Genomic DNA, 25,854 nt, shown 5'->3' with positions numbered 1-25,854 from the left:
TCTAGTTAATAGAAATCAGCCACTCTTCTCTTAAAAAATTGCTAACTATACTATGCACTAGTAGATACCATGCAGATAAAATGCATACTATATTACATAGTATGGTGTATCCTTTTTAAGGATAGAGTGGGTGACTTACACTAAATTTAGTTTTTTGTATAAACAGTAGAGGTAATTTTTCAAAAATTCAGAAAGCAGGTTTAATATTAAAAATTAATTAATTTTTGCGCAGCGAGGTATATGTAGTAAGCAGAATAATAAGGTGAATGTTTATTAATCTAATATTAATGACCAGACTATCTCACTTTTCTATGTGCTGCATTTTCGCAGGGTTCAGGGTTTAAGGATGCCTAAATCAACGGAGACAGTCATGAAAGATAAGTATGTTTTAGCGCTGGATCAGGGCACTTCCAGCTCGCGCGCAATCGTGTTTAATCGCGCGGGCGAGGTTATATCAACTGCTCAAAAAGAATTTCGCCAGATCTACCCCAAACCCGGATGGGTTGAGCAGAATCCACAGGAAATATGGTCAACACAGGCAGGGGTTGCTGTTGAAGCTATTGTACGTGCCGGGCTGAATAGTGGGTCGATTTATGCATTAGGCATCACAAATCAGCGTGAGACAACTATTATATGGGACCGCGATACTGGGCTACCAGTTTATAACGCTATTGTCTGGCAAGATCGACGTACCGCTAATTTCTGCGATGAACTCAAGAAACGAGGACTTGAGGGTACTATTCGCGCTAAGACTGGCTTGCCAATCGATGCTTATTTCTCCGCTACGAAAATTCGATGGATTCTAGACAATGTTTCTGGCGCTAGTACGCGTGCTCAGCAGGGTAAATTTTTGTTTGGCACGGTTGATAGCTGGCTGATTTGGAATTTCACCGGTCATAATATGCACGCTACGGATGTGACCAATGCATCTCGAACGATGCTATTTAACATCCATACGTTAGACTGGGATGATGAATTACTTGCTGAACTAAAAATTCCGCGTAGTATGATGCCGCGGATCATGCCCTCTTCAGCGCTGTTCGATGCCACTAAGACTACCGTGCTTGCGTCGAGGATCCCAATTTCCGGCGTGGCAGGAGATCAGCATGCTGCGCTATTTGGACAAATGTGCACTATGCCCGGTATGGTTAAAAATACGTATGGTACAGGTTGCTTCTTAGTAATGAATACTGGTGACAGACCAATTAAGTCGCATAACAATCTTGTAACAACGATTGCATGGCAAATAAATAAAAAAATTACTTATGCGTTAGAGGGCAGTATTTTCATCGGCGGCGCTGTAGTGCAATGGCTGCGAGACGGGCTAGGAATTATTAAGAAAGCGGCTGATATCGAAGTTCTAGCTAACTCAGTACCACATAGCAATGGTGTGTTTCTAGTGCCGGCCTTTGCTGGTTTAGGTGCACCGCATTGGAATCCACACGCGCGCGGCACATTATTCGGCGCTACGCAAGGTACTAGTGCTGCGCATATTGCCCGAGCCGCATTAGATAGTATTGCTCATCAGTCGTTTGATGTGCTTAAAGCAATGGAAGCTGATGCAGGTCAGCTCATTACTGAATTACGTGTCGATGGAGGAGCAGTCAAGAACAATCTGTTAATGCAATTTCAGGCGGACCTCCTTGGCGTAGATGTAGTACGACCTTGCATATCGGAAACTACAGCGCTTGGTGCAGCCTACCTTGCGGGTTTAGCAACTGGGTACTGGGATAGTATTAATGAAGTCCATGATCAATGGCGGTTAGACCGGCGTTTTACTCCCGTACTAGAGTCAGATGAAATAGCGCAGCAGAGAACTGGTTGGCATCGTGCAGTGTCCGCTGCGATAATGTGGGCATCAGCTTGATTAGTAATAATGGAAACTATTATGAATACTAATGCGTTATTCGCTGAATTAATTGGAACTGCTTTGCTGGTATTGCTTGGTAACGGCGTTGTTGCTAATGTAATGCTGGAACGCACGAAAGGCTATAATGGCGGTTTGATCATGATCACTATAGGCTGGTCAATGGCTGTATTCGTGAGTGTTCTTTGCTCAGCTACTTATAGTGGAGCACACTTAAACCCGGTCATGTCTGTAGCGCTTGCTATTTCCGGTAAGTTTGCCTGGACTAAAGTGCCGGCATATGCGGCTGCACAAATGCTGGGTGGTATGTTTGGCGCGTTCTTAGTCTGGCTTATCTATCGTAAGCATTTTGAGTTGACAGCCTGCCCTGATACGAAGCTTGCGGTATTCTGTACTGGCTCTGCAATTCATAATGCGCTTGGAAATCTAACATCGGAGATTATTGCTACTTTTGTGCTTGTGTACGCAGTTCTGCATATGGTTGTACCGTCCGTAGGACTAGGTTCAATTAGTGCACTGCCAGTTGCATTAGTAGTACTCGGAATTGGTGTATCGCTTGGCGGAACGACCGGTTATGCTATGAATCCAGCAAGAGATCTTAGTCCACGGATTATGCATGCATTGCTGCCTATACCCGGCAAGCGTGACAGTGAATGGAGCTATGCATGGGTGCCAGTTTTTGGATCATTGGTTGGTGGCATACTGGCAGCAATGCTTTCCGTATACCAAGGATCAGTAGGGCATTTCTAGATAACTACAGTAGTTCAGATCAAAATCCTGTGCGGTACCTATGAAAGTATCGTCAGGATAATATTCCTACACATTTTATGTAATCGACTAGACTACTAACCTCAGTATATTTATAATTATTATTCTGTATAATATCTACTCACGCGTTGCATGCTGTAATTTTACATGTTACTAAATACTGTACATAGTATGTCTACCTTTTGAACGCGCGGGTGGGTAATTTATCTAGGCACGATGTTTAGACCTTTTAAATGCAAGTATCTTGACATCAAAAGTCGTGAAAGCTCTTCTTCTTAGAAGAACTGAGTTTCCTTTCCCAGTAAACTCTTTTATAAATTGAGATTTCAGTTTCTGATAGAGATATTTAGTATGTTGTGCCTCTAATATATGGATTAGTACATTTTTACTAAAAAACTGAATATTCTACGTACCTAAATGCTTTGGATAATTCTTGCGAGATAAATCTTGAAACCTATTTAAATAATAAAGAAACCACGCTGATATCAGGTCTTCTAAAATATAGGAATTAGTATAAAATAAGTATTCTCGGTGGAAACTGGGGGTATGTTACGCATAACTTACACAAGTTTTTAGGCGGATGCACAATTCATGGTCTTTAGATAACTTAAATAGTAATGTACATAAACTATTTGTAGAAAGTAATGAATATATTTAAAACAACGATTTTTATAGATATCAGACGATTACACTATCTTCTACCGTATGCAGTACAAATGTTTATAACAATTCTAAAAAATTGTATTAAATGCGTATCATACCCTCCCTCGAAAGAAGGTACGTTTAAGGCTAATTTTAAATATCTCGAGTTTCATTTTGAATTTCAAGCTAAGCTTTTATCAGAACATAATAATATGTACGACATCAGAATTTAAAACGTATACGTTTCTTTTTTGATACACTAGCAATAATATGTATACTATTCTCTTTTTAAGAGAAGCTATATAGCTTTAATATATAAAAATCTCAATAATACTTGACTATATCTTATAATACTTATTATACATTTATCTAATGTACATTTACTTATACGCTATTTATTATCCCCCTATTAAACAGCTTGCATGCCGATATCTTAATCTTAAAAAGATTAAAGAAGATTATGTAATAATATAGCATGCTTGTATTGTGATAGTGTTTTATAAAGATCTTCTGATAAAACGATAGTATGTATTATTTTTCTTTATGGAGATTTCTATTGATAGATGAGTTTTCTATTAATGCTAAAGAATATCGCCGCGCACTAAGCGCTTTTTTTACTGGTGTCACGATACTTGCAACATTACAGCCGGATGGCAGACCACGTGGATTCACTGCGAATTCGTTTACTTCAGTATCACTTGATCCACCATTAGTACTAGTTTGCATTGCGAAGCGTGCATCAAGCTATGAAGTGTTTGCTAATGCGCTATATTTCGCAGTTAGTATTCTAGCTGAGGAGCAAGAGAATATCGCAAAGCTATTTGCATCGAAAGCTGTAGATAAATTTGCACAAATAAAATGGTATACATGTTACGGGGGTAGCCCAGTAATTCAAGGCGCAGCAGCGAGTTTTAATTGTAGAATGCATAATTTTATAGATGCAGGAGACCATGGGGTTTTAATCGGTCGGGTATTAGATTTTTCATATTCTGAAGTTCCTCCCCTTTTATATTGCCGTGGCGCTTACATGAGATTTAGTCTTTCAAAAAACGTGAAGGGTATGTCTAAACAACCTTCTAACGTAAGTGCGATTCCAGAATATCCACATAAATCGATACTGATTGATATCTAAAAAAGGTACTTAAAATAAAAGATTTTATAAAAGTTAAAGAAAAGACTAAATAAATAGTTAGTTGTAGTATATTAAATAATGTAAAATTAATAGTATTAAATACTCCATAGCTTATTACATAAATTTCTATTTTATAGAGAGCTAGACTAGATAATTTACTTAGAAAAGTAGGTTAGTGTCTTACAAAGACATGCTTTATATTATATTTAAATAAAATAAATTTTTTTGTATAAAGTATAGAGCTAAATTTTAGTCTAAAAAATAAAAAATATACATGATTAATGTATAATAAAAATCTATATAACTTAGTTATAATAACAAATATTGTACATATTAATTTTTTATATAATTAAATCGGTATACTTATTTACTTTATAAGTAAGTATTTACGAGATGTAAAGTGGTTCGAACACTTGTATTCGTATAAAAAGTAGACTCTAAAATACGTTATAAAATTTTTTATAGAAAATTTATTTTCTGAAATCCCTTTATAAGGGCATTAATATATTTATATCATATTAAATATAAAGAATAAAATTTTTTTATAAAATAATTATTTAGTTAGTATATAATGTATTTATACCTATCTTATATAATATTTAAGCATTTAAATTTAAATTAATATTTAATTTGACTAATTTTTATAAAATAAATTTTATATTTTTAATTAATTTTATTTAAAATGCATATAAAAATAAATATATTATATATCTTATGTGAGAATTCTGATATAAGGTGTAAACTATACCTGGTAAGTATAAATAGTTAGTTTAGATTCTTCCTATATTATCTATATCTAATATAGATGCCCTTAAATATTAGTTTTTTATTAAACTTTTTGTCCCAATTTTCCTAAATTATCTATGGCAAATATCTTGCAAAAACTTCCCCGCGATCAAAAAGTCGGTATCGCGTTTTCCGGTGGATTAGATACTAGCGCCGCACTGCACTGGATGCATATTAAGGGTGCAATTCCTTATGCTTATACAGCTATCCTTGGTCAACCGGACGAGACTGACTACGCTGACATTCCCCGACGCGCTAGACAGTATGGAGCAGAAAACGCAAAGCTGATTGATTGTCGAGAACAGCTTGTTACAGAGGGTTTAGCCGCGTTACAGTGCGGTGCTTTCCATATTAGTACTGCTGGCGTTACCTATTTCAACACAACGCCGTTAGGCCGCGCAGTAACAGGTACAATGCTAGTAGCAGCAATGAAGGAAGATGGTGTTAACATCTGGGGCGACGGCAGCACATTTAAGGGTAATGATATTGAGCGTTTCTATCGTTATGGGTTGCTTATCAATCCAATCTTACGTATTTATAAGCCATGGCTAGACCAAGCATTCATTGATGAACTGGGTGGTCGTACTGAGATGTCTGAGTTTATGCGACAAGCAGGCTTTGATTACCGGATGTCGGCTGATAGGGCATATTCGACTGACTCAAATATTCTAGGTGCTACGCACGAAGCTAAAGACCTTGAACGGCTTGATAGTAGCATTCGAATTATTAATCCTATTATGGGGGTTGCATCGTGGTGTGATGATGTAAAAATTGCTCGTGAGGATGTAACTATTCGGTTTAAGGAAGGTTTTCCAGTGGCAATTAACAATGTCGAATTTGATAGTAGTGTAAAACTTCTTCTTGAGGCAAATCGCATCGGGGGACGGCATGGACTAGGTGTAAGTGACCAAATCGAGAACCGCATTATCGAGGCAAAGAGCCGTGGGATCTATGAAGCACCCGGACTAGCATTGCTATATAGCTCTTATGAGCGCCTAGTTACTGGTATTCATAATGAGGATACAATAGACCAGTATCGTGAAAATGGGCGCCGACTTGGTCGGTTATTGTATCAAGGTCGCTGGTTTGATCCACAGGCGATTATGCTTCGGGAAGCATCACAGCGCTGGGTTGCAAGCGCAATTACCGGTGAGGTAACAATCGAATTACGTCGCGGTAACGATTATTCAATTGTCAATACTGAGTCGCCTTATCTAACCTACAAACCTGAGCGGCTAACAATGGAAAAGAATGATTCAACGTTCTCACCGCTAGATCGTATTGGTCAGTTGACAATGCGAAATATGGATATTACTGATACTCGAGATAAGCTGCAGATCTATTTAAAAACTGGTATGCTCAGCCCAGAAAGTAAAGTCTCGCTGCCACAGTTTTATCAAAACAAAAACTAATATAATTACAGTGAAACACTAGATAATCTTACCCTAATTTTTAGGGTAAGATATGACTACCTCTTGCCATGTAAGATACCTAATTTATATTAGGGGCTAACAGTTGAATTCAATTCAACTCTTGCCACTTTCAATAAATATAGCGTTTTACGGTAGTATTATTTTCTGATATATCTAATATCAATTATTTTAATAATGCAATATATATTGCAGACATATGTTGTAGACGGTAATCATATAAATACATCAAAAGCTTTTAATACGAACCGGATTATAGGTCCTAAGCAGGAAGTATAAAACCAGTGTTTTATATAATAAAAGTAATCTCTACTTTTATCACTTATTTTATTAATGATGGTTACACATAACTGATATTAGTTTTATAAAAGTATTCAACTGCGCCCAAAAAATTTTTTGGAGCCAAATTTACCAGTTTTTAATTCTATGAATTATTTATTCTGTTGAACTCATAGTGATTAACTAGATTAAATAATAATCAGTATATAATATTACGCTTACTTTACATAGTCTGACGCTAGATATACTGCTATTGTAGATAATAAAAATATTGTCCCTAAATAAGTGAGAGCTACTAATTTTAGTAAAATATAAAAAAATATGAAGAGTTGAGATAAAACCAGTTACTGTGAGTAATTAAGAATTTATAGTTATATAACTATACTACGCTTTCCGGTGTAGAATAGTTCTTATAATTTTTTATTTACTAATTTTTCACACTATTATAAATTAACCTTTTAAGTCTTGAGGAATTTTAAATAAACAGATGTTTTTATTTATATTGTATGCTCACGTTACATGGTTATAAATTTTAAAAAATACACATAAAAAATACTAAATTTTGTTTTTAGAGGCTAGTTATCTTGGGGCGCGCGGGTATTGCTTTCCCGCGCGTTAGAATACTTAGTTGTCGTAGCGTGACGTACGGCGATTATCAGAGCGCCGGCGCGCCAACCCATGCGAATTTGGAAAACCAGCTCGGCTACTACGGTCATTAACCACGCGAGTGTCACTAGACACGCCGCGATAGCCGCCTTCTCGGCTATTACTGTTGGAGCTGTGACGAGAGTTTCCGTAATTTTTACTTATCCCCCTTCCTGGATATGTGGACGAACCTCTCCCGTGACTGTGTGACGAGTTGCTGCGCCGTATTGGTACATGTGCGGATGGTATCCGCTTTGGTTCAAATCCAGTAATTATACTAACAGGCAGAGGTGTACGTACAAATCGCTCAATCCGTTTAAGGATGCCGATTTCCGCATGATGTACAAGACTAATAGCGATCCCGCTACGCCCTGCACGCCCAGTCCGACCAATCCGATGCACGTAGTCTTCTACGAATTTTGGCAAATCGTAGTTGAATACGTGTGTAATACCAGGTATATCAATACCACGAGCAGCGACATCTGTTGCAACTAATACACGTACACGTCTTTCACGCAATGCGCGGATTGTCCGGTTACGGGCGCCTTGGGGCAAATCACCATGTAATGCAGCAGAGGCGAAGCCATCTTCAGATAGTTTAGCGGAGATCAAGTCCGCATTATTTTTTGTTGCAGTAAACACAATAGCTTGATCAAGCGCACCGTCTGCTAACAAATGTGTTAACAGACGATCCTTGTGAGCACGGTCGTCGACGTAGTGAATAGATTGTGCAATATTAGCGCGTGACTCTGGTTCATGACCGATTTCTATCCGTTTAGCATTGCTAAGAAAACGCTGGGCTAGCGAACCCACTTTACCGTCAAGCGTTGCCGAGAATAGCAGCGTCTGCCGTGTAACCGGAGTATGATTAATTATAGTCTCGATGTCTTCGATAAATCCCATGTCAAGCATCCGATCTGCCTCGTCAAGAACTAGCATCTTCAACTGGGATAGATCAATTCGATTGTGCTCGAGATGATCGATAAGCCGGCCAGGAGTAGCAACTAAGATTTCTGGGTTTTTCGCTAGAAGCATTAATTGCTGACCATAAGGGACTCCACCTAAAATACTAACTGTATGCAGTCGCCGCAAATGTTTTCCATAGGTAGTCGCAGCAGTAGTAACTTGCATTGCAAGTTCACGTGTTGGCGTAAGCACTAGAAGGGCTGGTCTAGCGATAGATTGCTCTCGGCTATGCCGCCGTCCGCCTCGATCACGATCATTGCGCTGCGCCTGATGTGTAGGATGGCTTACACGCTGACCTAACAGCCCAGCTTTTTGCAGCTTCGCAAAGCTTTCTATTGCTGGTAGCATAAACGCTGCAGTTTTTCCTGAACCAGTTGGGCTTGAGACCAGAAGATCATGGCCGGCGAGCGCGGCAGGTATCGCATACTGTTGAACGGGCATTGGTGCTTGATAGCCAACGGCAGTCAATGCAGAAACAATCTCTGGAGACAGACCCAGCGCTATAAAGCCATTGATGTATGGCGTGTTATTATTTTCTATATCGGGAGTCTGTAGAATTTCTATGGCTATAGATCCTGAAGAGTGAGGCTGCGCGATTACTGTTATATCAGGCGCAGTTGGGGGGGGGGCTAAACAGCTTACTGAAGTAGTTTGGGAATCCGTACTTTGTATCACTGATGGGTTATTGGGCACGCTCGGCGCATCTTTATCAAAAATTTTATGCGCGAGCGTGCCAAGTGATGAAGGAGAATTCGAAGTCATGACGATCCTATGAGTTTCGTACCTGTGGCACGAACCGGTCCGGAAAAATGCGAGAAGCGCCAATCGGCGGCCACAATCGTCGAATGCGATAAACGATATCTGTTTATCAGATCGAAAAGCGGGCATAGCTCACAAAATGCAAGCTGATGTTAGAACCTGTAGACACGCGAACCGCCTATCGCGGAATTGCGAACCTTGCTTGGCCTACAAGCGCACCCCAGATTTGGAAAGGGTGGGATAGAACAGTTTCTAAACGGGGATTGGAGCAGAGCGTCGCAAAACTACGCGACTTAGACGAACAATACGTCAGCCTATAAACGCGCGAAGTTTTTATTGTATTCGAATTTTCTGCGCAGTGCTAGCCGCTGCGGTAGGATACGCACTATATCTAGTAATACAAGGATAGAACACCCTAATAGATATTATTGGGTAACACCCCTCCTAGGGTATTAGTAGTTGGAAGCGTAGGGTAATCTATTTTTCAGAACATCCCGAGTGTTTACGCAGCATATTTATAGCTTGCTTAAGCGGCTTGTACAAACGTACAATACCTTACTTCGTTACACTCATTAACTAAACAATGCGTTTATTTTAAGAATTATAACTTGTTTGATCTTATCTATCATTCTTGATTTTCTGCGTATAGCCCGAGCATACCCCTAAGTTCTAGAGTTAGTTTTCCAATAAATTAAATACGAGTCGGTATGACAATAGAGGTCATAATGCCGCAAGTTTTACTTGCACTCGATACTTCGACTGACTTCTGTTCAGTCGCGATATGTTATACTCCCCATGCTACCAGTTCGCCGTGTATAATCAGCCGCCACGAGCACACTGGCTCGACCTCTAGTACGCGTGTGTTACCCGCGGTGTGCGAAGTACTCGAGGAGGCAAGGCTCACACTATCTAATTGTGTCGCAGTCGCGTTCGGTGCTGGTCCGGGCTCGTTTACCGGGCTACGCACGGCGGCGGGTGTAGCACAAGGGCTTTCATTCGGGTTGGGTATTCCAGTAGTACCGGTCAGCACGTTACTTGCCTGTGCAGAACGCGTACGTCTTTCAGATCCAGATGCTCGGCGCGTTCTTGTAGTACTTAATGCCCGGATGGGAGAGGTCTATTGGGCTGACTTTTCGTGGGATGATATACTCGAAGACTGGCGGGTATGTCGTCCCGCGACACTTACTCTATCTACGTGCATACCAGTTCCAGATGAGCCATTTACGCTTGCCGGCAATGCCTCATCCATAAGCGATATGTTGTATGTGACGAAGCAAGCGCGTGTGATTGATTGCTACGCAATGCCACACGCTCACGCGCTAGCACTGGTAGGCTGGCGTATTTTTATGGATGGCTGTGCATTGCCTGCACATCTGGCTGTGCCTGAGTATGTGCGTGATAAGGTAGCGCTGACTATCAATGAAATTGCCTCCGGGCATCTACGTTCTTAAAGATCCTAAGAAGGATGTCCAATAAGATACACAGGGTTATATGTTGAAAATGCATCTCTACCTAGAGACAATGACTGAGAGAGATCTTGATAAAGTTATAGAGATTGAGCGCGATGTATATGACTTTCCTTGGACAAGAGGTGATTTCGAAGACTCGATAAAAAGCGGTTACTTTGGGGTTTGTTTAAGGAAATTTACTGGGATGTTAGTCGGCTACTGCATACTAATGCTCGTCGTCGATGAGATGCACTTATTGAACCTATGCGTGACTCCTACTGCACAAAACCGAGGATCTGGCTTGACTTTGCTGTATGAAGTACTGCGAATCACATATGCACATCAACTCTACAGCATATTGCTCGAGGTACGTCCATCTAATTGTCGCGCTATACGCCTGTACAATCGCTTTGGCTTTATCGAGATTGGACGGCGCAAGAATTATTATGCCACACGGCATAGTGGGCGCGAGGACGCGATTGTGATGCGTTATAGCACATGTGCCACGAGACGTTAATCGCATTTTAGTTGCCGTAACAAGTTATTCTAACGAAGAGATATAATGCTCTACGCTTAAAATACGGAGTAGAATCTACCTACAGATGATAGGTAATATGTATAGTACTATATTACGCAGGCACTTTTCTAAAAACGGCATAGAGGCAAACTAATGGCGCAGCTTTATGCGATTTTAGAGGAGCTGGGTATTGCGCCCTTATGGGTGTGTCGTAATATAAAGTATACATCTATTCAAACAAGCCATAGATCAAACGATATAGAACGATTAAAAAGTAAGGCACTAGTATTAAGGAGTAGTTTAACCGAGCAAAGAGGTAAAGTATTCGAGACGTCTAAGATCATAAGAGTAACTAGAAGTATTAATACGTCCGATAAAGCTATTACCCCAGTAAAAATGTCAAGTGAGCCAAGAGGGTTGTCGAGAGCGGTTAATTTATCTAGAGTTGACTTAAATAGATTACGCCCTGCTTACCCATTGGTTCGAACTGTAAAGGATGAGCAGAGTAGCAAAGCGTCTGAATCAACGCTAGAAGCTGAGACGGGGATACAATCTCTGTTGACGTTAGGTTGGGAAGAATTGAAGGTACGGGTAGTAGGTTGTACGCTGTGTCGTCTTTGCGAGCGACGCACTAATACAGTGTTCGGAATTGGAGACGAGACAGCTGACTGGATGTTAGTCGGCGAAGCGCCGGGGGAGCTTGAAGACAAGCAAGGAAAACCATTCGTCGGGCAATCTGGCAAGTTGCTTGATAACATGTTGCATGCGTTAAAATTATCTCGTAGAAGTAATCTCTATATTACAAATGTACTGAAATGCCGCCCTCCAGGTAATCGAAACCCAGGGCTTTATGAGGTAACGCAATGCGAGGCTTATCTTAAGAGACAAGTGTTACTGCTCAAGCCAAAAGTAATTATTGCTCTTGGGAGATTCGCCGCCTTTAGCCTTCTAAAGGCTAAAGGCGGCATAACTTCGTTGCGGGGGCAAATGCATGAGTATGAAGGTGTACCAGTAATTGTCACTTATCATCCAGCGTATCTATTGCGTAGTCCAGAGGATAAGAATAAAGCATGGGATGACCTATGTTTAGCTCGTGCAGTTTATCGAAATCGCACTGTTATATATAAGCTGTAATAATTATATTGTCATCACGGTTGTGTAGCTTGATTGTCTAGTAAAAACAGGTGTAGCTACCTACTAAGTTGCTTTTCTACTATGTTATTACTGTGTTGTTTACGATACGTAGTCTAATTTGATCTATATTGTCACTTTCGCAAGTGTTATACAAGATTAATGAGCGCATGGCTTGATCACGCTAGATCTAGCGTTTAGCTAGCTTCGAACACCTTACTTTATGTACATCGATACTATAACTTTGAGGCTATCATTATATAATTATGTAGGGTGCTTTTAAAAAGTTTCTATAAACACTTACCACCATGTATGAAAGTGGTGCAGTGGACCGGTACCCAGTCCCACTGAAAGTCGAGTACTATGAAGCAATGCTTGGTTTAGGTAAGTCTTTGCATCGCTGACGGTGTTTATCCAATCTCTTTTTTGTGGTCGCAGCGCTGCGATTGCAGCGGACAATGTACAGCCGGTACCGTGCGTGCCCGTTACCCTAAGCCGGGGGCTAGATAGCCGAGTATGGCCGTCTTTCTCGATTAACCAGTCTGGACTACAGCTACCTAGAAAATGCCCCCCTTTGATTAGAACTGCTTGCGCTCCTAGCGCGTGTAGCGCATCACCTTGGCGCGTCATTTGTACTTCATCGGCAGCAAGGGGTTGGTCCAGCAGTACTGCCGCTTCATACAGGTTTGGCGTAATAATGTTTGTTAGTGGAAATAATCGCTCACGTAACACAGCTAATGCATTTGGTTCAAGCAACACGTATCCGCTAGACGAGCGTATCACAGTATCGAGTACCACGTGCGCAGGCCGATACCGCTCTATTGCATAAGCTACCGCAAGTACATTTTCTACATTCGCTAGCATGCCTATTTTAACTGCATCGATACGTAGATCGCTGAATACCGCATCCAGTTGCGAAGCAACGATGCTAGCAGCCACTGGATACATTGCTACAACACCCTGCGTGTTTTGAATGGTTAAGGCTGTAATTGCTGTAGCGCTGTACACACCTAATGCAGAAAGAGTTTTAAGATCAGCCTGTATGCCAGCCCCGCCGCTTGGATCGGATCCAGAAATTGTTAGGACATTAAAAATTATATACCCCCTAACAAAAAATACGTCAGAAATAAACGTGTTTTATCTTATGATGCTTGTTCATTATATTCCGGTGATGAGACGGTTCCTATATACAGAACGATAACTAGCTAAATCGTAAAGTCGAACTACATATGGCACTCGAATAAGTTCAGTATATCGTAAAGACTGATTTTGTTTTAAACTTGTACTGTGTTAAAAGCTATACGATAGTAGATTAGGTCTACTCTACTAGAGGGAGCGATTTTATAATTACATATACTATTGTAGTAGTTGTAAAAACCCGTTGGCTCTTCCAAAGGGAGGAGGGCGCCCTCAACCGTACCATATAGCACCTTCGGACTATGGTAAAATTGCTTTACTATAAAAGTATACCATCCTGCTGGGATGGTAAGCGCCTATACAGATTATGAGCTATAGATGGTATATATCGGGGATGACCCTTCAATCTAAGGTTGAAGCGTCATCTAGCCGGTCGATAAATGATACAAACCAGTTGTGGGTATGCCTTACCCATTAACATCACCCATCACACTACCTTCAGATAATCAGTAAAATTCTAGTTATCTATGATAAAGCGACTTGTTTACTATCACCCTGCCCGAGGTAGCATAATAGTTAGCCTAAAAACTGTCTTTGCAGACGCTCAACTAGCTGCATAAGCCCGAAATAGAGACGTTTACTAGTCAATATAACTAGATAGCAATAGCATACGCTTTGACCGTATTATCTAAAAAAGTCATACACTGTATAACTACAGTAGCGTAAAGAATTTTTTTTACATTTGATATTGAAACGGATTTTATATTAGCAGCTTTAGTAGAGCTCATCTTGTAATATGTAATTGCCTAATATTATTTATATGCGCGACTTTGTGATGCGGCACTATGATAAATTCAGACTAGCAATAGCGAGCTTTGATATGCCGTAATAGTTAGTTCGTAGCGATATTAAATAACCTAATTTATGCCTCGCCCCCTCTTCGCCACAATTCATACCGCAGCGCTTTCAAACAATCTTGCTATTGCAAGACGCTTCGCCCCGAAATCCAAGATCTGGGCGGTTGTTAAGGCTAATGCTTACGGTCACGGTTTAGAGCGAGTATTTACTGGCTTACATTCCGCGGATGGTTTTGGTTTACTTGATCTCGAAGAGGCAGTTAAGTTGCGTGAACTAGGCTGGTCTGGTCCAATTTTGTTATTAGAGGGGGGGGGGCGCTTAACTGATATTGAAATAATTGACCGCTACAGTCTAGCAACTACTGTACATTGCGATGAACAGTTGCGAATGCTAGAAGTAGCGCGTCTCTCTAGGCCAGTCAATATTCAATTAAAGATGAATAGTGGTATGAACCGGCTTGGATATGCGGCCGGAAAGTATTATGCTGCATGGAAACGCGCAAGAGCGTGTAGTGGAATTGGGCAGATCACTCTAATGACTCATTTTTCGAATGCCGAGGGTGAGGGTGGCATTCAGCACCAATTAGAAATATTTGAGCATAGTGCTAATAGCATTGTGGGCGCGCGCAGCCTTTCGAACTCGGCTGCGACTCTATGGCATCCACATTCACATTTTGACTGGGTGCGGCCTGGCATTATGTTGTATGGCGCATCGCCATCAGGCATTTTAGGTGCAATACAAGGTTTAGGGCTAAAGCCAGCGATGACGTTGAGTTCGAAATTGATTGCTGTGCAGACGGTTGAACCCGGGGAGGGGGTAGGCTACGGTTCGATTTTTAGAGCACAACAGCGCATGCGTATTGGCATTGTAGCGTGCGGCTACGCAGATGGCTACCCACGTTGTGCACCCGAGGGTACGCCGATTTTAGTCGATGGAGTTCGTACACGGGTTGTGGGTCGAGTGTCAATGGACATGTTGACCGTGGATCTATCTTTGTGTCCTAGCGCATCTATTGGTAGCTTAGTGGAGCTATGGGGAAGCAACATACCAATAGATGATGTCGCAGTAGTATGCGGAACAGTCGGTTATGAATTGATGTGCGCGCTCGCGCAACGCGTGCCAGTACGCACTGAATAATGCGGAGTAAGCCGAATGGCAAAAATAAAGCCCGTTTTCGTTTGTAATGACTATAAAGCACACTTACAAAAGTGTGCAGGGCTAGTGCTTATCTTGTCACAACTGGAATACCTTAGCCGAGTCCGTTGCCTTGACTAATAGTAGATGCCTAGTCGTTACCCGGAACGAACCAGTGCGTAAGCCTGCCGATATCAAAGCATTGGGTGTACTACGCTACTCGACCGGGATAAGAGAGTTTGATCGTGTTCTGGGTGGTGATCTAGTCGCTATAGCGTAGTGCTAATTGGTGGTGATCCTGATATTGGAAAGTTGACATTATTGCTTCAGGCACTTTCTGAGGTTGCGCATGATCGGCGGGCGCTATATATAAGCGGTGGGGAATCTAGCGATCAAATCGCTTTGTCCGCACAGCGGCCTGGTCTACTTGACGAACATCTTAACCAAGCTAGTGAGTTATAACTATTGGCAGAGATTCAACTGCAGAAGTTACAAGTATCTATTGATACTATCAAGCTAGACATTGCCGCCGCCGATTTGATTCGGGCCATCTATTCAGATGCGCTAAGTTCAGCCTCGGGATCTATAGCACAGGTGCGTGAGTGTGCTGTGCAACTGATGCGGATCGCCCAGCAATCTAGCATGACCATTATAATGGTTGGTTATGTGACGAAGGAGAGCGTACTTTCTGGCCCCCGATTACTTAAGTACATTGTAGACACAGTGCTATATTTCGAAGGCGATACCTATTCGTCGTTTCGGCTAGTTCGGGCGTTTAAGAACTGCTTTGGCGCGGCTGATGAACCTGGTATATTCGAAATGACAGAGCACGGTCTACGTAGTGTTGCCAATCCATCGGCTTTATTCTTATCGCAGCACAAGTATACGGTTCCAGGTTCGTGTGTACTGGTTACGTAAGAAGGATCGAGGCTATTACTTGTAGAAGTACAAGCGCTAGTAGATACGGCGCAGATACTGAACCCGCGTCGACTAACTGTAGATTTAGACAAAATCGACTGGCGATGATGCTGGCGGTACTTCACCGACACTCAGGTATCGCATGTTTCGATCAAGATGTCTTCCTAAATGCTGTTGGTGGCGTAAAAATCGCCGGAGCTAGCAGCAGATTTGACTGTGTTGCTTGCAATTCAGTTATCAATATATAAAAAACCTTTGCCCTATAAGTTAATTATGTTTAGTGAAGTTGGTCTAGATGGTGATATCTGCCCCTGTTCCCGAGTCTCAGTGCGCTTAAGAGAGGCGATAAAGCTAAGCTTCTCTGTAGCGCTAGTTCCTAAAGCTAATACACCCCAGATACCAATAGATAGCAATCATGTGATTGCCGTTAATTGTATTGAGCAGGCGATTGAAGAAGTTAAAGCTTTATGTGAATAGTTTCATCCCGAAATGCATCGCTCGAACGTTATCTTAACACACAGGATATAGGTACATGGGGCCTAATAACTAGGCATATGATTATAGATTTTAGATTCCAACTATACTAACCGCATACCTGTTAATAGGAATCTAGCATCGCGTGTAGTTTAGCTATTGGAGGGTGGCACATAGCCAGACACGACGTCTGATCCCTCACCAAATAAAAATTTTTCAGTTTGTTTTAAAAGATATTGGCGTGCGCTTTGATCAAGCATATTCAGGCGATTTTCATTGATCAGCATCGTTTGCTGTTTGAGCCAAGCCTGCCATATTTCCTTTGAGATGCATCTAAAGATGCGTTTACCAATCTCGCCGGGTAATGGAGGAAACTCTAATCCCACTGCTTCTTTACCAAGTTTTACGCAGTAAACCATTCGAGTCATTAAACTTCTCCTGTGATATTGAGGGGTAGAGCCGGTTGCATGAACGGCGCCGGTTTTCAGGTGTATTATTAATCCGTTGTCTTTATAAGACCCTGTTTAAGGAACCAGTGTTCAACCCAGGTTGTCAGTGCGAAAATGTGAGATAAGCTACTTGCTTGGGCACGTTGCTCAATGCGTTTAAGCGGGCGCCCCTCGTCGCCAATGCCCCGCGCCTCTAGTACTACGGTTAGGCATGTCATCTCGCCGATTCGTTCCTGTGGGTACGTTGTATAGCGCTGAGCATCCGAATAACATACCATCATGCTCGATCATTGAGAAGTGGCTAATTCATGTAATCTTTCTAGATTCTTGTATGAGATTATTGAGCTAATCTTATTATGCAAAAATAGTTATAGAAGCGTTTATCTAACTGTCGGCTAGTAAAAAGTCATTGCTCTCTTTGTCACGGCTAGCATGATAGTTTTTTGAAATCATGCTGGAATTATAATGTAGCTACATAGCTAATGTTAGCAAAAATCGCATGTAGATCCTTAGTTAGTAACTATACTGAATCCGCCTATCGATCTCTGCCTGTTGATTATCATGCTGAGGCTTGGCTTGTACCATCGCGAATAATTATGCGCTTCTCATTGTATTAAAGATTTTTAGTCTAGCATTACATGCTGCGATGAGATTACTTCTATGATTAGGCTCATATTAAGATATGATTGTTAGTAAAGAAAGTAGTTTAAAATATACCATTTAATTATTTAAAGTGTGCCTGTTACTAGAACATAGGCTAGACGCAAGTAATATTTAACTTATCAGTTATACGTAACTGAGTCGTATTGCATATTGGCGACAGGGTATCGCCTTACTAAAAAGCTAAGATATGCTATGCATCGAAATAGTAGACTTAAGGTTTGTTTTGATAAACAACTTATTGTTTGCTTCTTAAGCTTCTATTGCGAGCTTTAAGATAGTCGTCCTCGACGAGATAATAAGCACAACCTAAATATTAATTTTCTTGGTTATCTAAACCATATCTTTCCTCAGCGCGATATCCCAGGCTAATTGTTAATTAGCAGATTAACACGATAATGCATAGCATATCAATAAGCCTGTCGTCAAGATAAGCAGGCACTGGCATCTGATAAAATCCGTTACTAGCTAGATGCATAATTAAGGAACGCTCAACTTTATTGACCGAGGCATAACTTATGTAACGCGCATTATTAATGCGGTAGACGAACTATGTCGTATATTCTGGTATTTTAATAAATCAGAGAAATTCTGAAATTTTATTACAAACAATATTTAAACAGAGTTTGAGTGCAGTGAGCGTTCTAGAATGCTTAGCTTAGTCTTTCGGCTCTTTTATTCAAACTGCCGTGAGCTGTACTCGCGGCGCGCTTTTATCTCTTTTCTTATGATTGAGCTATTTTACTCGAACCGTTATGAAGTGCTTACCATGGCACTGTTTAACGACCTAGAACGCATCGGTAGCGACGTGTGGAAGCCGCAGACGATTATTATACCCAATGTAGCAATACGCCGCCGGATTGAATTAGATTACGCTGATCGGTTTGGCGTGTGCGCAAACATAGAATTTTGCTATCTCTATCAATGGTTGTGGTCGCAAATATCGCGCGTTAAAATAATAAATGCGCCGCGAGAGTCACCATTTGTACCGGAACGCCTTGTGTGGAGGCTGTATAAGCTGCTCTTTCAGCGCAGCAGAATGCACGATGGAAATAGCCCAGCACCGTTGGTGCGACTAGATCCATATTTAGCTTTGGCGGATCCTGTGATGATGTTTGATCTAGCGCGCCGAATGTCTTTTATTTTTAATCATTATATGACCTATCGCCCACGATGGCTTGCCCAGTGGCAAGCCGGCGAGTCAATTTTTTCGCTAAGCTGTCAGCCGGACAGCATACATCAGATAACCAATGGGACTATAATACAACGCGCTGATGAAGCTTGGCAAGCACAATTGTGGCGCGACGTTCTACAAGAATTATCCGGCGGCTGCGATGCTAGTACTGATGTGTTTGAATGGGTGTCACCGCCTGCGTGCCGCTTTCTAGAGATTGCATCGCAATTAAATATAGACGATATCGCGAACGCGGGTTACCCGGCGCAGGTCAGCGTATTCGCTCTGCCGATAATGCCCCCACTACATGTGCAATTACTGCGCGTGTTATCGCGCTGGATTGACGTGCGGATCTATGCACTTAATCCATGTCGAGAGTATAGCGTAGTTTCTGTTAATAAACGATATACTAATACGTTAGATTCAGCAGAGCAACTCGAATACCCGATAACCGGGCACCCTCTATTAGCCGAGTGGGGGCGGCAGACACAAGAGCAACTCGCTTTGCTTCATGAGCACATCGATGGTGCTATGGTAAGCGAGAATAGTAAATTTGTGGAGGCTCCAGCTCACAGCTGGCTAGCCATCCTACAGAATTCTATCTTGTCACTTAAGCATCGGGCATTACCGTCTCTACCACCTACGCTAAACGGTATTGAGGTACATATCTGTTATAGCCTAATGCGGCAGTTTGAGGTACTCCATGATCGGCTGCTGGCTGAATTTAATTTGGACCCCAATTTAACGCCGGCTGACATTCTTATCGTGGTACCCGACCTGATTATAGCTGCGCCTATTGTCAACGCAGTATTCGGCACAGTTCCACTAAATGACCCATGTCGAATCCCATATTGTATCACTGGTTTACCTCTGTCCCAAACTAATACGCTCACGCGCACGCTACTAGATTGGTTAACCCTAGGTGATCGCGCTGTTAATGCATCTTCGTTAATAGAATGGCTACGCGTAGATGAAATTTCAACGCGGTATGACATCGATTTAGTAGCACTGGAGACTGTACAGAGATGGCTAAAGGACGCCGGTGCGCGCCGGTCATTCTTGCCTCATGAGCACCAAGATTTTAACTTGCCTCAAGATCGTCATACATTTTATGACGCCTTGATGCGATTATTTCTTGGCTATGCAATGCCAGATAACGCCCAACCCATAGGGGGCTGGCTGCCAGTAGCGGCGCCTATCGGCGCTGATGCTATATTGCTCGGGCGGCTAGCACAATTTGTTGATGATCTTGATGCATTTGCTCTCATATGTGCAACACCGAAGACGGTTACACAATGGCGTGATGTGCTCAATAGCGCCCTCGAGCAATTTTTTGGTTCTCGTAATTCTAATTCGGATTCATTGAGTAGACTATCTGCTGTACTCAATACCCTTTTCGTACAAATAGAATTAGATGCGCCCCATACGCTGTTGCCTGCTTCTGTTTTGCGTGCGGCGTTATTGTCCGCTATTCATGATCCCACCCAGGGTGGAGTCCCATCTGGGGCTGTAACTGTATCGTCATTATCTAGCCTACGCAGCATATCATTTCGTATCATCTGTATAGCGGGCGTTGATAACGGTGTGCTACCTATACGCGCTCGCCCGGATGAGTTTGATCTGATGGCTTTTTTTGAACAACCTGGTGACTGGAAGCGTCGTGATAATGAACGTAACTTGTTCCTAGAGCTTATATTAGCAGCACGCGACACCGTACTGATTAGTTATACCGGCCGCAATATTTGCGATAATAGCGAGCTTCCTCCCTCAGTGCTATTGACTGAGTTGCTTGATTATCTTGCTTCTCTGAAGTCTGGTGAAGTTTCAAGCACTGATGAAATTGCATTAGCGCGTCGTAGTTTTATTATCGAACATCCGCTGCAATCGTTCTCACTATTGTATTTAAAAGAGCCTCTATTGACTTACGATCCGGATCGCTCGAAAACGGCTACAGCGCTTGCGGATCCCATGCCACAGATTCAGACGGACACCATGGCATTATTTTTTAGCTCTGCGCTGCCTCCTGATGTGCGTGAGATGATAAATTTAGAAGAATTAACGAGATTTTGGCGCCACCCGCACAGTTCATTGTTGCGTGAACGACTAGGAATCGTTCTCCATCGCGCAGAGACGAAACTGCTCGATACCGAGCCGTATGCGTTTAGCTATGTGGCACGCGATGCGCTTGCTAAACGAATTTTACCATTGCTAATCGAATCATCAGCATACCTTGAGCAAGCATATGAGATCGCGAGCACAATTCCAGGATTACCTAGAGGTGCAGTCGGGCGCGTGATAAAAGAGCGTGAGGTCATAGCATTAAGCAAGCTAGCCGATAAAATCCGAGAGTGTTCTGGAGCTGGTCTTAAATCTGTTGAATTCTCAATCCGCGTTGCCCCGAACTGGCCTAAGGAGCTCAGATCTGTATCAGAGTTGCTAGATCGAATGCCAGCATGGAGTAGAACAGTATTGTTGCCCTCAATATTGACTGGCACGCTAGATGGTGCAACACGTAATAAATTAGTTCTCTATCGTTATGCTAGGCCAACGGGCCGTGATTACCTTGATACATGGCTACGTCATCTATTCTGGTGTGCTGAAAGTCCAAAAGCATCTCGCCAAACACTATGGATCGGCTGCGATACACATTTCATGTTTACAACGCCCCAAAATCCTCACATATATTTGGGTGAGTTATGTGCTCTATATCGAGCTGGGTTACGTGTACCATTGCGTTTTTTTCCAAAAAGTGGGTGGTTATTCGTATCGAAAGGCGCATCGGCTGGCTATAACGCGTGGTCAAATGACCGTACAGGCGGCGAGCATACTGATCCGGCAATTCAGCTCGCCTTTCGTGGCACATCGATGTTACTAGATGATACTTCGATCGCTATTTCTAAAACGGTATTTGAACCACTGCTTGCACACCTGCAGCCCACAGAAGAAACCTCATGACTTTCAATGCGCCTGAACTTGACGTTTTTACCTGTGCACTCGATGGGGTGACTCAGATCGAGGCCTCTGCTGGTACCGGGAAAACCTGGAATATCTGTGCACTTTATATTCGTCTGTTACTCGAAAAAAACTTGAAAACGGATCAGATCTTGGTTGTAACTTTTACGAAATCGGCTACTGCGGAGCTGCACGAGAGAATCAGATCACGCTTAATACAGCTTGAAAAATCGCTCAAGATAGGTGATCCATTTTCAATTGAGCTTATCCAACGTATCGTCGATTCTAAAACATCGGAAGTAGCTACACAATATGCACTAAAACAAATCCGGCGTGCGCTGAATAGCTTCGATCAGGCTGCGATCTATACAATTCATTCATTCTGCCAACGTGCGCTGCAAGAACTTCCATTTGCAGCTGCGATGCCGTACACACTTGATATCGAAGTTGACGATACTGCACTAAAATTTGATATCGCTGTGCAGTTTTGGCGTGAGCATGTCGAAACGGCAGCGGCATCCTCAACAGGTTTTGCACGCTGGCTTATTTCTCATAACGTTGGGCCTGAAGTTTTACAGGCACTGCTCGTGCAACGCCTGAAAAAGCCACTGGCTAAACTCGTATGGACTGACCCGGTGTATGATGAAATAGTTGATATGACGATTGATCATTTTGAGTATGCCGATAATCTATGGCGCGCAAAGCGAGATCAAATCGCACAGCACTTCATTGATTCTTCAGATCAACTAAACCAGCGCACACATAAACCAGCTCAGATACAAACCGCATTAGCCGCATGGGAGCAATTTTTTGGATGCGGAGATCGCTATGCGCCTATTCCAAAAGACGCTCTAAAATTGACTTCGTTTTCACTGATCGCTGCTACTAAGGTTAAATGTAAACCACCTGTGCACGAGTTCTCAGACTGTGCGAACGCGTTAGTTTCTGCGCTCTATGCAGAGCATGCAGCGCATCTGAGTCTTTGGTTTTCCCTCGTTCGGGAGTGGTTGCTTGTTGGTCCATCGACTATCGCTAAGCGAAAGCGTGCGATGCGAGCTATGTCGTTTGATGATTTACTATCTAATCTATATTATTCGATTCATGCACATAAGTGGCTAGTTGACGTTTTGCGTGAGCACTATCCCGCAGCATTAATCGATGAATTCCAGGACACAGATCCACTGCAATTTGAAATCTTTAAAAAGATTTTTGTCCCGAAAGGTCCACTATTTCTCGTTGGTGATCCTAAGCAGGCGATCTATAGTTTTAGAGGCGCCGACTTGTATACGTACCTAAATGCCCGTATTCATACTAATGCTCGCTACACATTAGCTATTAATCAACGATCTGATGCGATGATAATTGCTGCATGCAATCGTTTGTTTAGTTATAACTCGCGCGCTTTTGTGCTCAATGAACTCAATTACTATCCTGTGCGTTCCGGGAACACGCGGCATCCAAAATTTTGGGATCGTTATGATCCGCTTTGCACAAGTAATAGTAGTAGAGCGGCTCTAAGAGTATGGTGGCTACCAGATTATCCGCTGCTTAATAAGCGTGACGCTCAATATGTGGCCGCTGAAGCGTGTGCAGAAGAGATTACGCGTCTAATACGCGATGCGCAACTTGGAAATACAGTAATAGGAACCAAGTCTCTGGCTCCCTCAGATATCGCCGTACTCGTGCAGACTCATCGGCAGGGTATTTTAATAAAACGGGTATTTCGTGAATTTAGCATAGGTAGTGTGGAACTTACCCAAGTCTCAGTGTTTCAGTCAATCGACGCTGAAAACTTCGAACGTATTTTTTTAGCGATTAATACACCATATGACTTGCAACGCCTACGGGCAGCTTTGGCCACAGACTGGATTGGCTTGAAGGCCACAACATTATGGGATATGAAGCAAGCTGAATCAGCTATGACAGAAGCCGAGCAACACAATTCTACACACTCGGATATAGACTTAGCAGCATGGGTAGAGCGGTTTTCCAGATATCATCGGTTTTGGCGGGAGCACGGCTTTGCACCGATGTGGCGTATTATGCTGCGCGAATTACACATCACAATACGCTTAGCAAAAGTAGGCGATAGTGAACGCAGGATAACTGATATGAATCATTTAGCCGAACTGATTCAGTCACGCGATAGCGAACATCCTGGTATCGTTCCAACCTTGTGCTGGCTAAGCGCCCAACGCGCGGATCCGAGTATAAGTTCGAATACACAATTACGTCTCGAAACAGATCGAGATCTCGTCCAGATTGTCACGATTCATAAGTCTAAAGGGCTTGAGTATCCCGTGGTATTTTGCCCATTTCTTAATGATGGTATATTGCATATAAAACCTCCGTATAGGGTATCATCGACAGCACATGAGTACCATTGTGATAATGGATTTTCTACCTTGCACTTTGGTTGCGACGCTAAAGAAACGCAGAAAATCAATCGAAGTATAGCTTGTGAACAAGCTGCGGAGCGTGTGAGGCTAATCTACGTCGCGATTACGCGTGCAGTGTATCGGTGCTATCTTGTTGCAGGAATTTATACGAGCGGTGTTCATAGAACAACAAAAGAGTCACGCCAGAGTATTCTGAACTGGCTCGTTGCTGGTGGATCAATGAATTTCAATGCATGGCTAGATAAGCCGCTTGAGGCTGCCGTATTAGCGGAGTGTTGGCAAGCATTATCGAGCGATAAATCTGCTGGAATCGTTCTTCTGCCTCTACCAACCGTAATCCGTCGCGATCGGCTGTTGCCTCTAATGAATATACCGAAAGTAGTAGTGCATACACGCCTTCTAGCGCGTCGTCTCCTTGAAACTTGGCGGATTGCAAGTTTCAGCTCACTCGCCATGACACGACAGAGATTATTACCCGATATTGACGATATGTTACACGTGGGGGCCAATCATGATGATAGTATTGCCCAGGTTGATGAGCCAGAAATTATATCAGAGTTAATTACGATGCCAGGTAGTGACATAACTAGGCTATGTACCGACGACATTCTATATTTCCCCCGAGGGCCTGCTGCTGGAAATTGTCTCCATCGACTAATGGAGCTTGCCAATCTGCACGATCCTTCAGACTGGCCAACTGCTATTATGCGCGCACTTATCGAGTATCCAGTAAATTCACCTACTTTAAGTAGGTTTCAGCTTACCGCCATGATGAAGCGCCTATTGTGGAATGTTACACATACTCAGCTCGAAACAGACTTCATGCTCGGCATGCTAGATCCGTCACGTCGTTTAACTGAACTTGAATTCGTTTTCCCAGTTACAGAGCTTGATATGCACCAGTTTTCAATAATGCTCGAAGAGCATGGCATCGCCGGAGTGACCCTTAACTATGGTATATTGCGCGGCTACCTGAAGGGATTCATTGATTCTGTGGTTGAATTCCGCAGCCGGTTCTGGATTATTGATTGGAAATCAAATTATATTGGTAACTCGCCGAATGCCTATCGTACGCATGTACTATCATCCTTTATGGATACGCATGCATATCGACTACAAGCATTAATTTATACGATTGCGCTGCACCGATATTTACAGGTACGAGTGACGGATTACCACTACGAAACCCATTTCGGCGGAAATTTGTATCTCTTCCTAAGAGGCGTTCGCCCGGATTGGCCTGACACCGGAATCGTCCGATTTAGACCGACTCTTGCTACTGTCAAGGCATTTAATACATTTTTTTCAGAAAAAAATGGCGATGTTTAA

The 25,854-nt window shown here is 42.4% G+C and carries 13 protein-coding genes and 2 pseudogenes; 11 read left to right on the top strand and 4 right to left on the bottom strand.

The annotated features are described in order from the left end of the window. Window positions 1–370: 370 nt before the first annotated feature. The 4 genes from glpK (at window position 371) to argG (ending at window position 6,607) form a co-directional block, all read left to right on the top strand. A complete protein-coding gene (glpK, locus tag K0T93_RS04265) occupies window positions 371–1,867 on the top strand; it encodes a glycerol kinase GlpK (RefSeq protein ID WP_225721851.1) in 1,497 nt (498 codons plus the stop codon). A gap of 9 nt (window positions 1,868–1,876) precedes the next feature. Next, window positions 1,877–2,617, top strand: coding sequence for an MIP/aquaporin family protein (locus tag K0T93_RS04260; RefSeq protein ID WP_225721832.1), 741 nt, complete (start codon window positions 1,877–1,879; stop codon window positions 2,615–2,617). Between the two features lie 1,186 nt (window positions 2,618–3,803). Next, window positions 3,804–4,409: a flavin reductase family protein gene (locus K0T93_RS04255; protein WP_225721831.1), complete on the top strand. Its 606-nt coding sequence runs from the start codon at window positions 3,804–3,806 to the stop codon at window positions 4,407–4,409. An 863-nt stretch (window positions 4,410–5,272) separates the two neighbouring features. Further along, window positions 5,273–6,607, top strand: coding sequence for an argininosuccinate synthase (argG, locus tag K0T93_RS04250; RefSeq protein ID WP_225721830.1), 1,335 nt, complete (start codon window positions 5,273–5,275; stop codon window positions 6,605–6,607). Window positions 6,608–7,528: 921 nt separating this feature from the next. Here argG and K0T93_RS04245 read toward each other — a convergent pair. Further along, the gene (locus K0T93_RS04245) at window positions 7,529–9,277 is read right to left on the bottom strand and encodes a DEAD/DEAH box helicase (RefSeq protein WP_225721829.1); all 1,749 of its coding nucleotides are present in this window, start codon (window positions 9,275–9,277) and stop codon (window positions 7,529–7,531) included. 704 nt (window positions 9,278–9,981) lie between these two features. Between K0T93_RS04245 and tsaB the strand changes: the two genes are divergently transcribed. The 3 genes from tsaB to K0T93_RS04230 all read left to right on the top strand — a co-directional run bounded on the left by tsaB (window position 9,982) and on the right by K0T93_RS04230 (window position 12,373). Further along, window positions 9,982–10,725, top strand: a complete 744-nt coding sequence (tsaB, locus tag K0T93_RS04240) for a tRNA (adenosine(37)-N6)-threonylcarbamoyltransferase complex dimerization subunit type 1 TsaB (protein WP_225721828.1) — start codon at window positions 9,982–9,984, stop codon at window positions 10,723–10,725. Between the two features lie 40 nt (window positions 10,726–10,765). Further along, window positions 10,766–11,239, top strand: a complete 474-nt coding sequence (rimI, locus tag K0T93_RS04235) for a ribosomal protein S18-alanine N-acetyltransferase (RefSeq protein WP_225721827.1) — start codon at window positions 10,766–10,768, stop codon at window positions 11,237–11,239. A gap of 153 nt (window positions 11,240–11,392) precedes the next feature. Continuing rightward, window positions 11,393–12,373: a uracil-DNA glycosylase gene (locus tag K0T93_RS04230; RefSeq protein WP_225721826.1), complete on the top strand. Its 981-nt coding sequence runs from the start codon at window positions 11,393–11,395 to the stop codon at window positions 12,371–12,373. A gap of 297 nt (window positions 12,374–12,670) precedes the next feature. On the opposite strand, the gene thiD is transcribed toward K0T93_RS04230, so the two are convergent. Beyond that, window positions 12,671–13,468, bottom strand: a complete 798-nt coding sequence (gene thiD, locus K0T93_RS04225) for a bifunctional hydroxymethylpyrimidine kinase/phosphomethylpyrimidine kinase (RefSeq protein WP_225721850.1) — start codon at window positions 13,466–13,468, stop codon at window positions 12,671–12,673. Between the two features lie 963 nt (window positions 13,469–14,431). On the opposite strand from thiD, the gene alr reads away from it, so the two are divergent. Together alr and radA are read left to right on the top strand one after the other, a co-directional pair. After that, the gene (gene alr, locus K0T93_RS04220) at window positions 14,432–15,502 is read left to right on the top strand and encodes an alanine racemase (RefSeq protein ID WP_225721825.1); all 1,071 of its coding nucleotides are present in this window, start codon (window positions 14,432–14,434) and stop codon (window positions 15,500–15,502) included. A gap of 15 nt (window positions 15,503–15,517) precedes the next feature. Beyond that, window positions 15,518–16,894, top strand: a pseudogene (radA, locus tag K0T93_RS04215) (DNA repair protein RadA). Between the two features lie 149 nt (window positions 16,895–17,043). Here the strand turns inward: radA and K0T93_RS04210 are convergent. Together K0T93_RS04210 and K0T93_RS04205 are read right to left on the bottom strand one after the other, a co-directional pair. Further along, window positions 17,044–17,319: an oxidative damage protection protein gene (locus K0T93_RS04210; RefSeq protein ID WP_225721824.1), complete on the bottom strand. Its 276-nt coding sequence runs from the start codon at window positions 17,317–17,319 to the stop codon at window positions 17,044–17,046. Then, window positions 17,285–17,646: pseudogene (locus K0T93_RS04205) on the bottom strand (hypothetical protein); the annotation flags it as partial. The gene K0T93_RS04210 and the pseudogene K0T93_RS04205, both read right to left, overlap by 35 nt. Window positions 17,647–18,727: 1,081 nt before the next feature. Here K0T93_RS04205 and recC point away from each other — a divergent pair. Continuing rightward, window positions 18,728–22,129: an exodeoxyribonuclease V subunit gamma gene (gene recC / locus K0T93_RS04200; RefSeq protein WP_225721849.1), complete on the top strand. Its 3,402-nt coding sequence runs from the start codon at window positions 18,728–18,730 to the stop codon at window positions 22,127–22,129. Beyond that, window positions 22,126–25,854 (top strand): exodeoxyribonuclease V subunit beta, encoded by a 3,729-nt coding sequence (recB, locus tag K0T93_RS04195; protein ID WP_225721848.1) that lies wholly within the window; start codon window positions 22,126–22,128, stop codon window positions 25,852–25,854. Before recC ends, recB begins: the two co-directional genes overlap by 4 nt.

Origin of the sequence: Candidatus Vallotiella sp. (ex Adelges kitamiensis), assembly GCF_020342435.1 — a bacterium.
In the GTDB taxonomy this organism is placed as follows: Bacteria; Pseudomonadota; Gammaproteobacteria; order Burkholderiales; family Burkholderiaceae; genus Mycetohabitans.
Note: the sequence above shows the minus strand (reverse complement) of the source record. Positions and strands in the feature narration are given on the sequence as shown.

What these genes read in the sequence shown, in the direction of transcription:
- tsaB (WP_225721828.1), top strand. Translation starts at nt 9,982, where the DNA reads ATGACAATAGAGGTCATAATGCCGCAAGTTTTACTTGCACTCGATACT.
- argG (WP_225721830.1), top strand. Translation starts at nt 5,273, where the DNA reads ATGGCAAATATCTTGCAAAAACTTCCCCGCGATCAAAAAGTCGGTATC.
- K0T93_RS04245 (WP_225721829.1), bottom strand. Translation starts at nt 9,277, where the DNA reads ATGACTTCGAATTCTCCTTCATCACTTGGCACGCTCGCGCATAAAATT.
- glpK (WP_225721851.1), top strand. Translation starts at nt 371, where the DNA reads ATGAAAGATAAGTATGTTTTAGCGCTGGATCAGGGCACTTCCAGCTCG.
- K0T93_RS04260 (WP_225721832.1), top strand. Translation starts at nt 1,877, where the DNA reads ATGGAAACTATTATGAATACTAATGCGTTATTCGCTGAATTAATTGGA.
- alr (WP_225721825.1), top strand. Translation starts at nt 14,432, where the DNA reads ATGCCTCGCCCCCTCTTCGCCACAATTCATACCGCAGCGCTTTCAAAC.
- rimI (WP_225721827.1), top strand. Translation starts at nt 10,766, where the DNA reads ATGTTGAAAATGCATCTCTACCTAGAGACAATGACTGAGAGAGATCTT.
- K0T93_RS04230 (WP_225721826.1), top strand. Translation starts at nt 11,393, where the DNA reads ATGGCGCAGCTTTATGCGATTTTAGAGGAGCTGGGTATTGCGCCCTTA.
- recB (WP_225721848.1), top strand. Translation starts at nt 22,126, where the DNA reads ATGACTTTCAATGCGCCTGAACTTGACGTTTTTACCTGTGCACTCGAT.
- K0T93_RS04210 (WP_225721824.1), bottom strand. Translation starts at nt 17,319, where the DNA reads ATGACTCGAATGGTTTACTGCGTAAAACTTGGTAAAGAAGCAGTGGGA.
- K0T93_RS04255 (WP_225721831.1), top strand. Translation starts at nt 3,804, where the DNA reads ATGTATTATTTTTCTTTATGGAGATTTCTATTGATAGATGAGTTTTCT.
- recC (WP_225721849.1), top strand. Translation starts at nt 18,728, where the DNA reads ATGATTGAGCTATTTTACTCGAACCGTTATGAAGTGCTTACCATGGCA.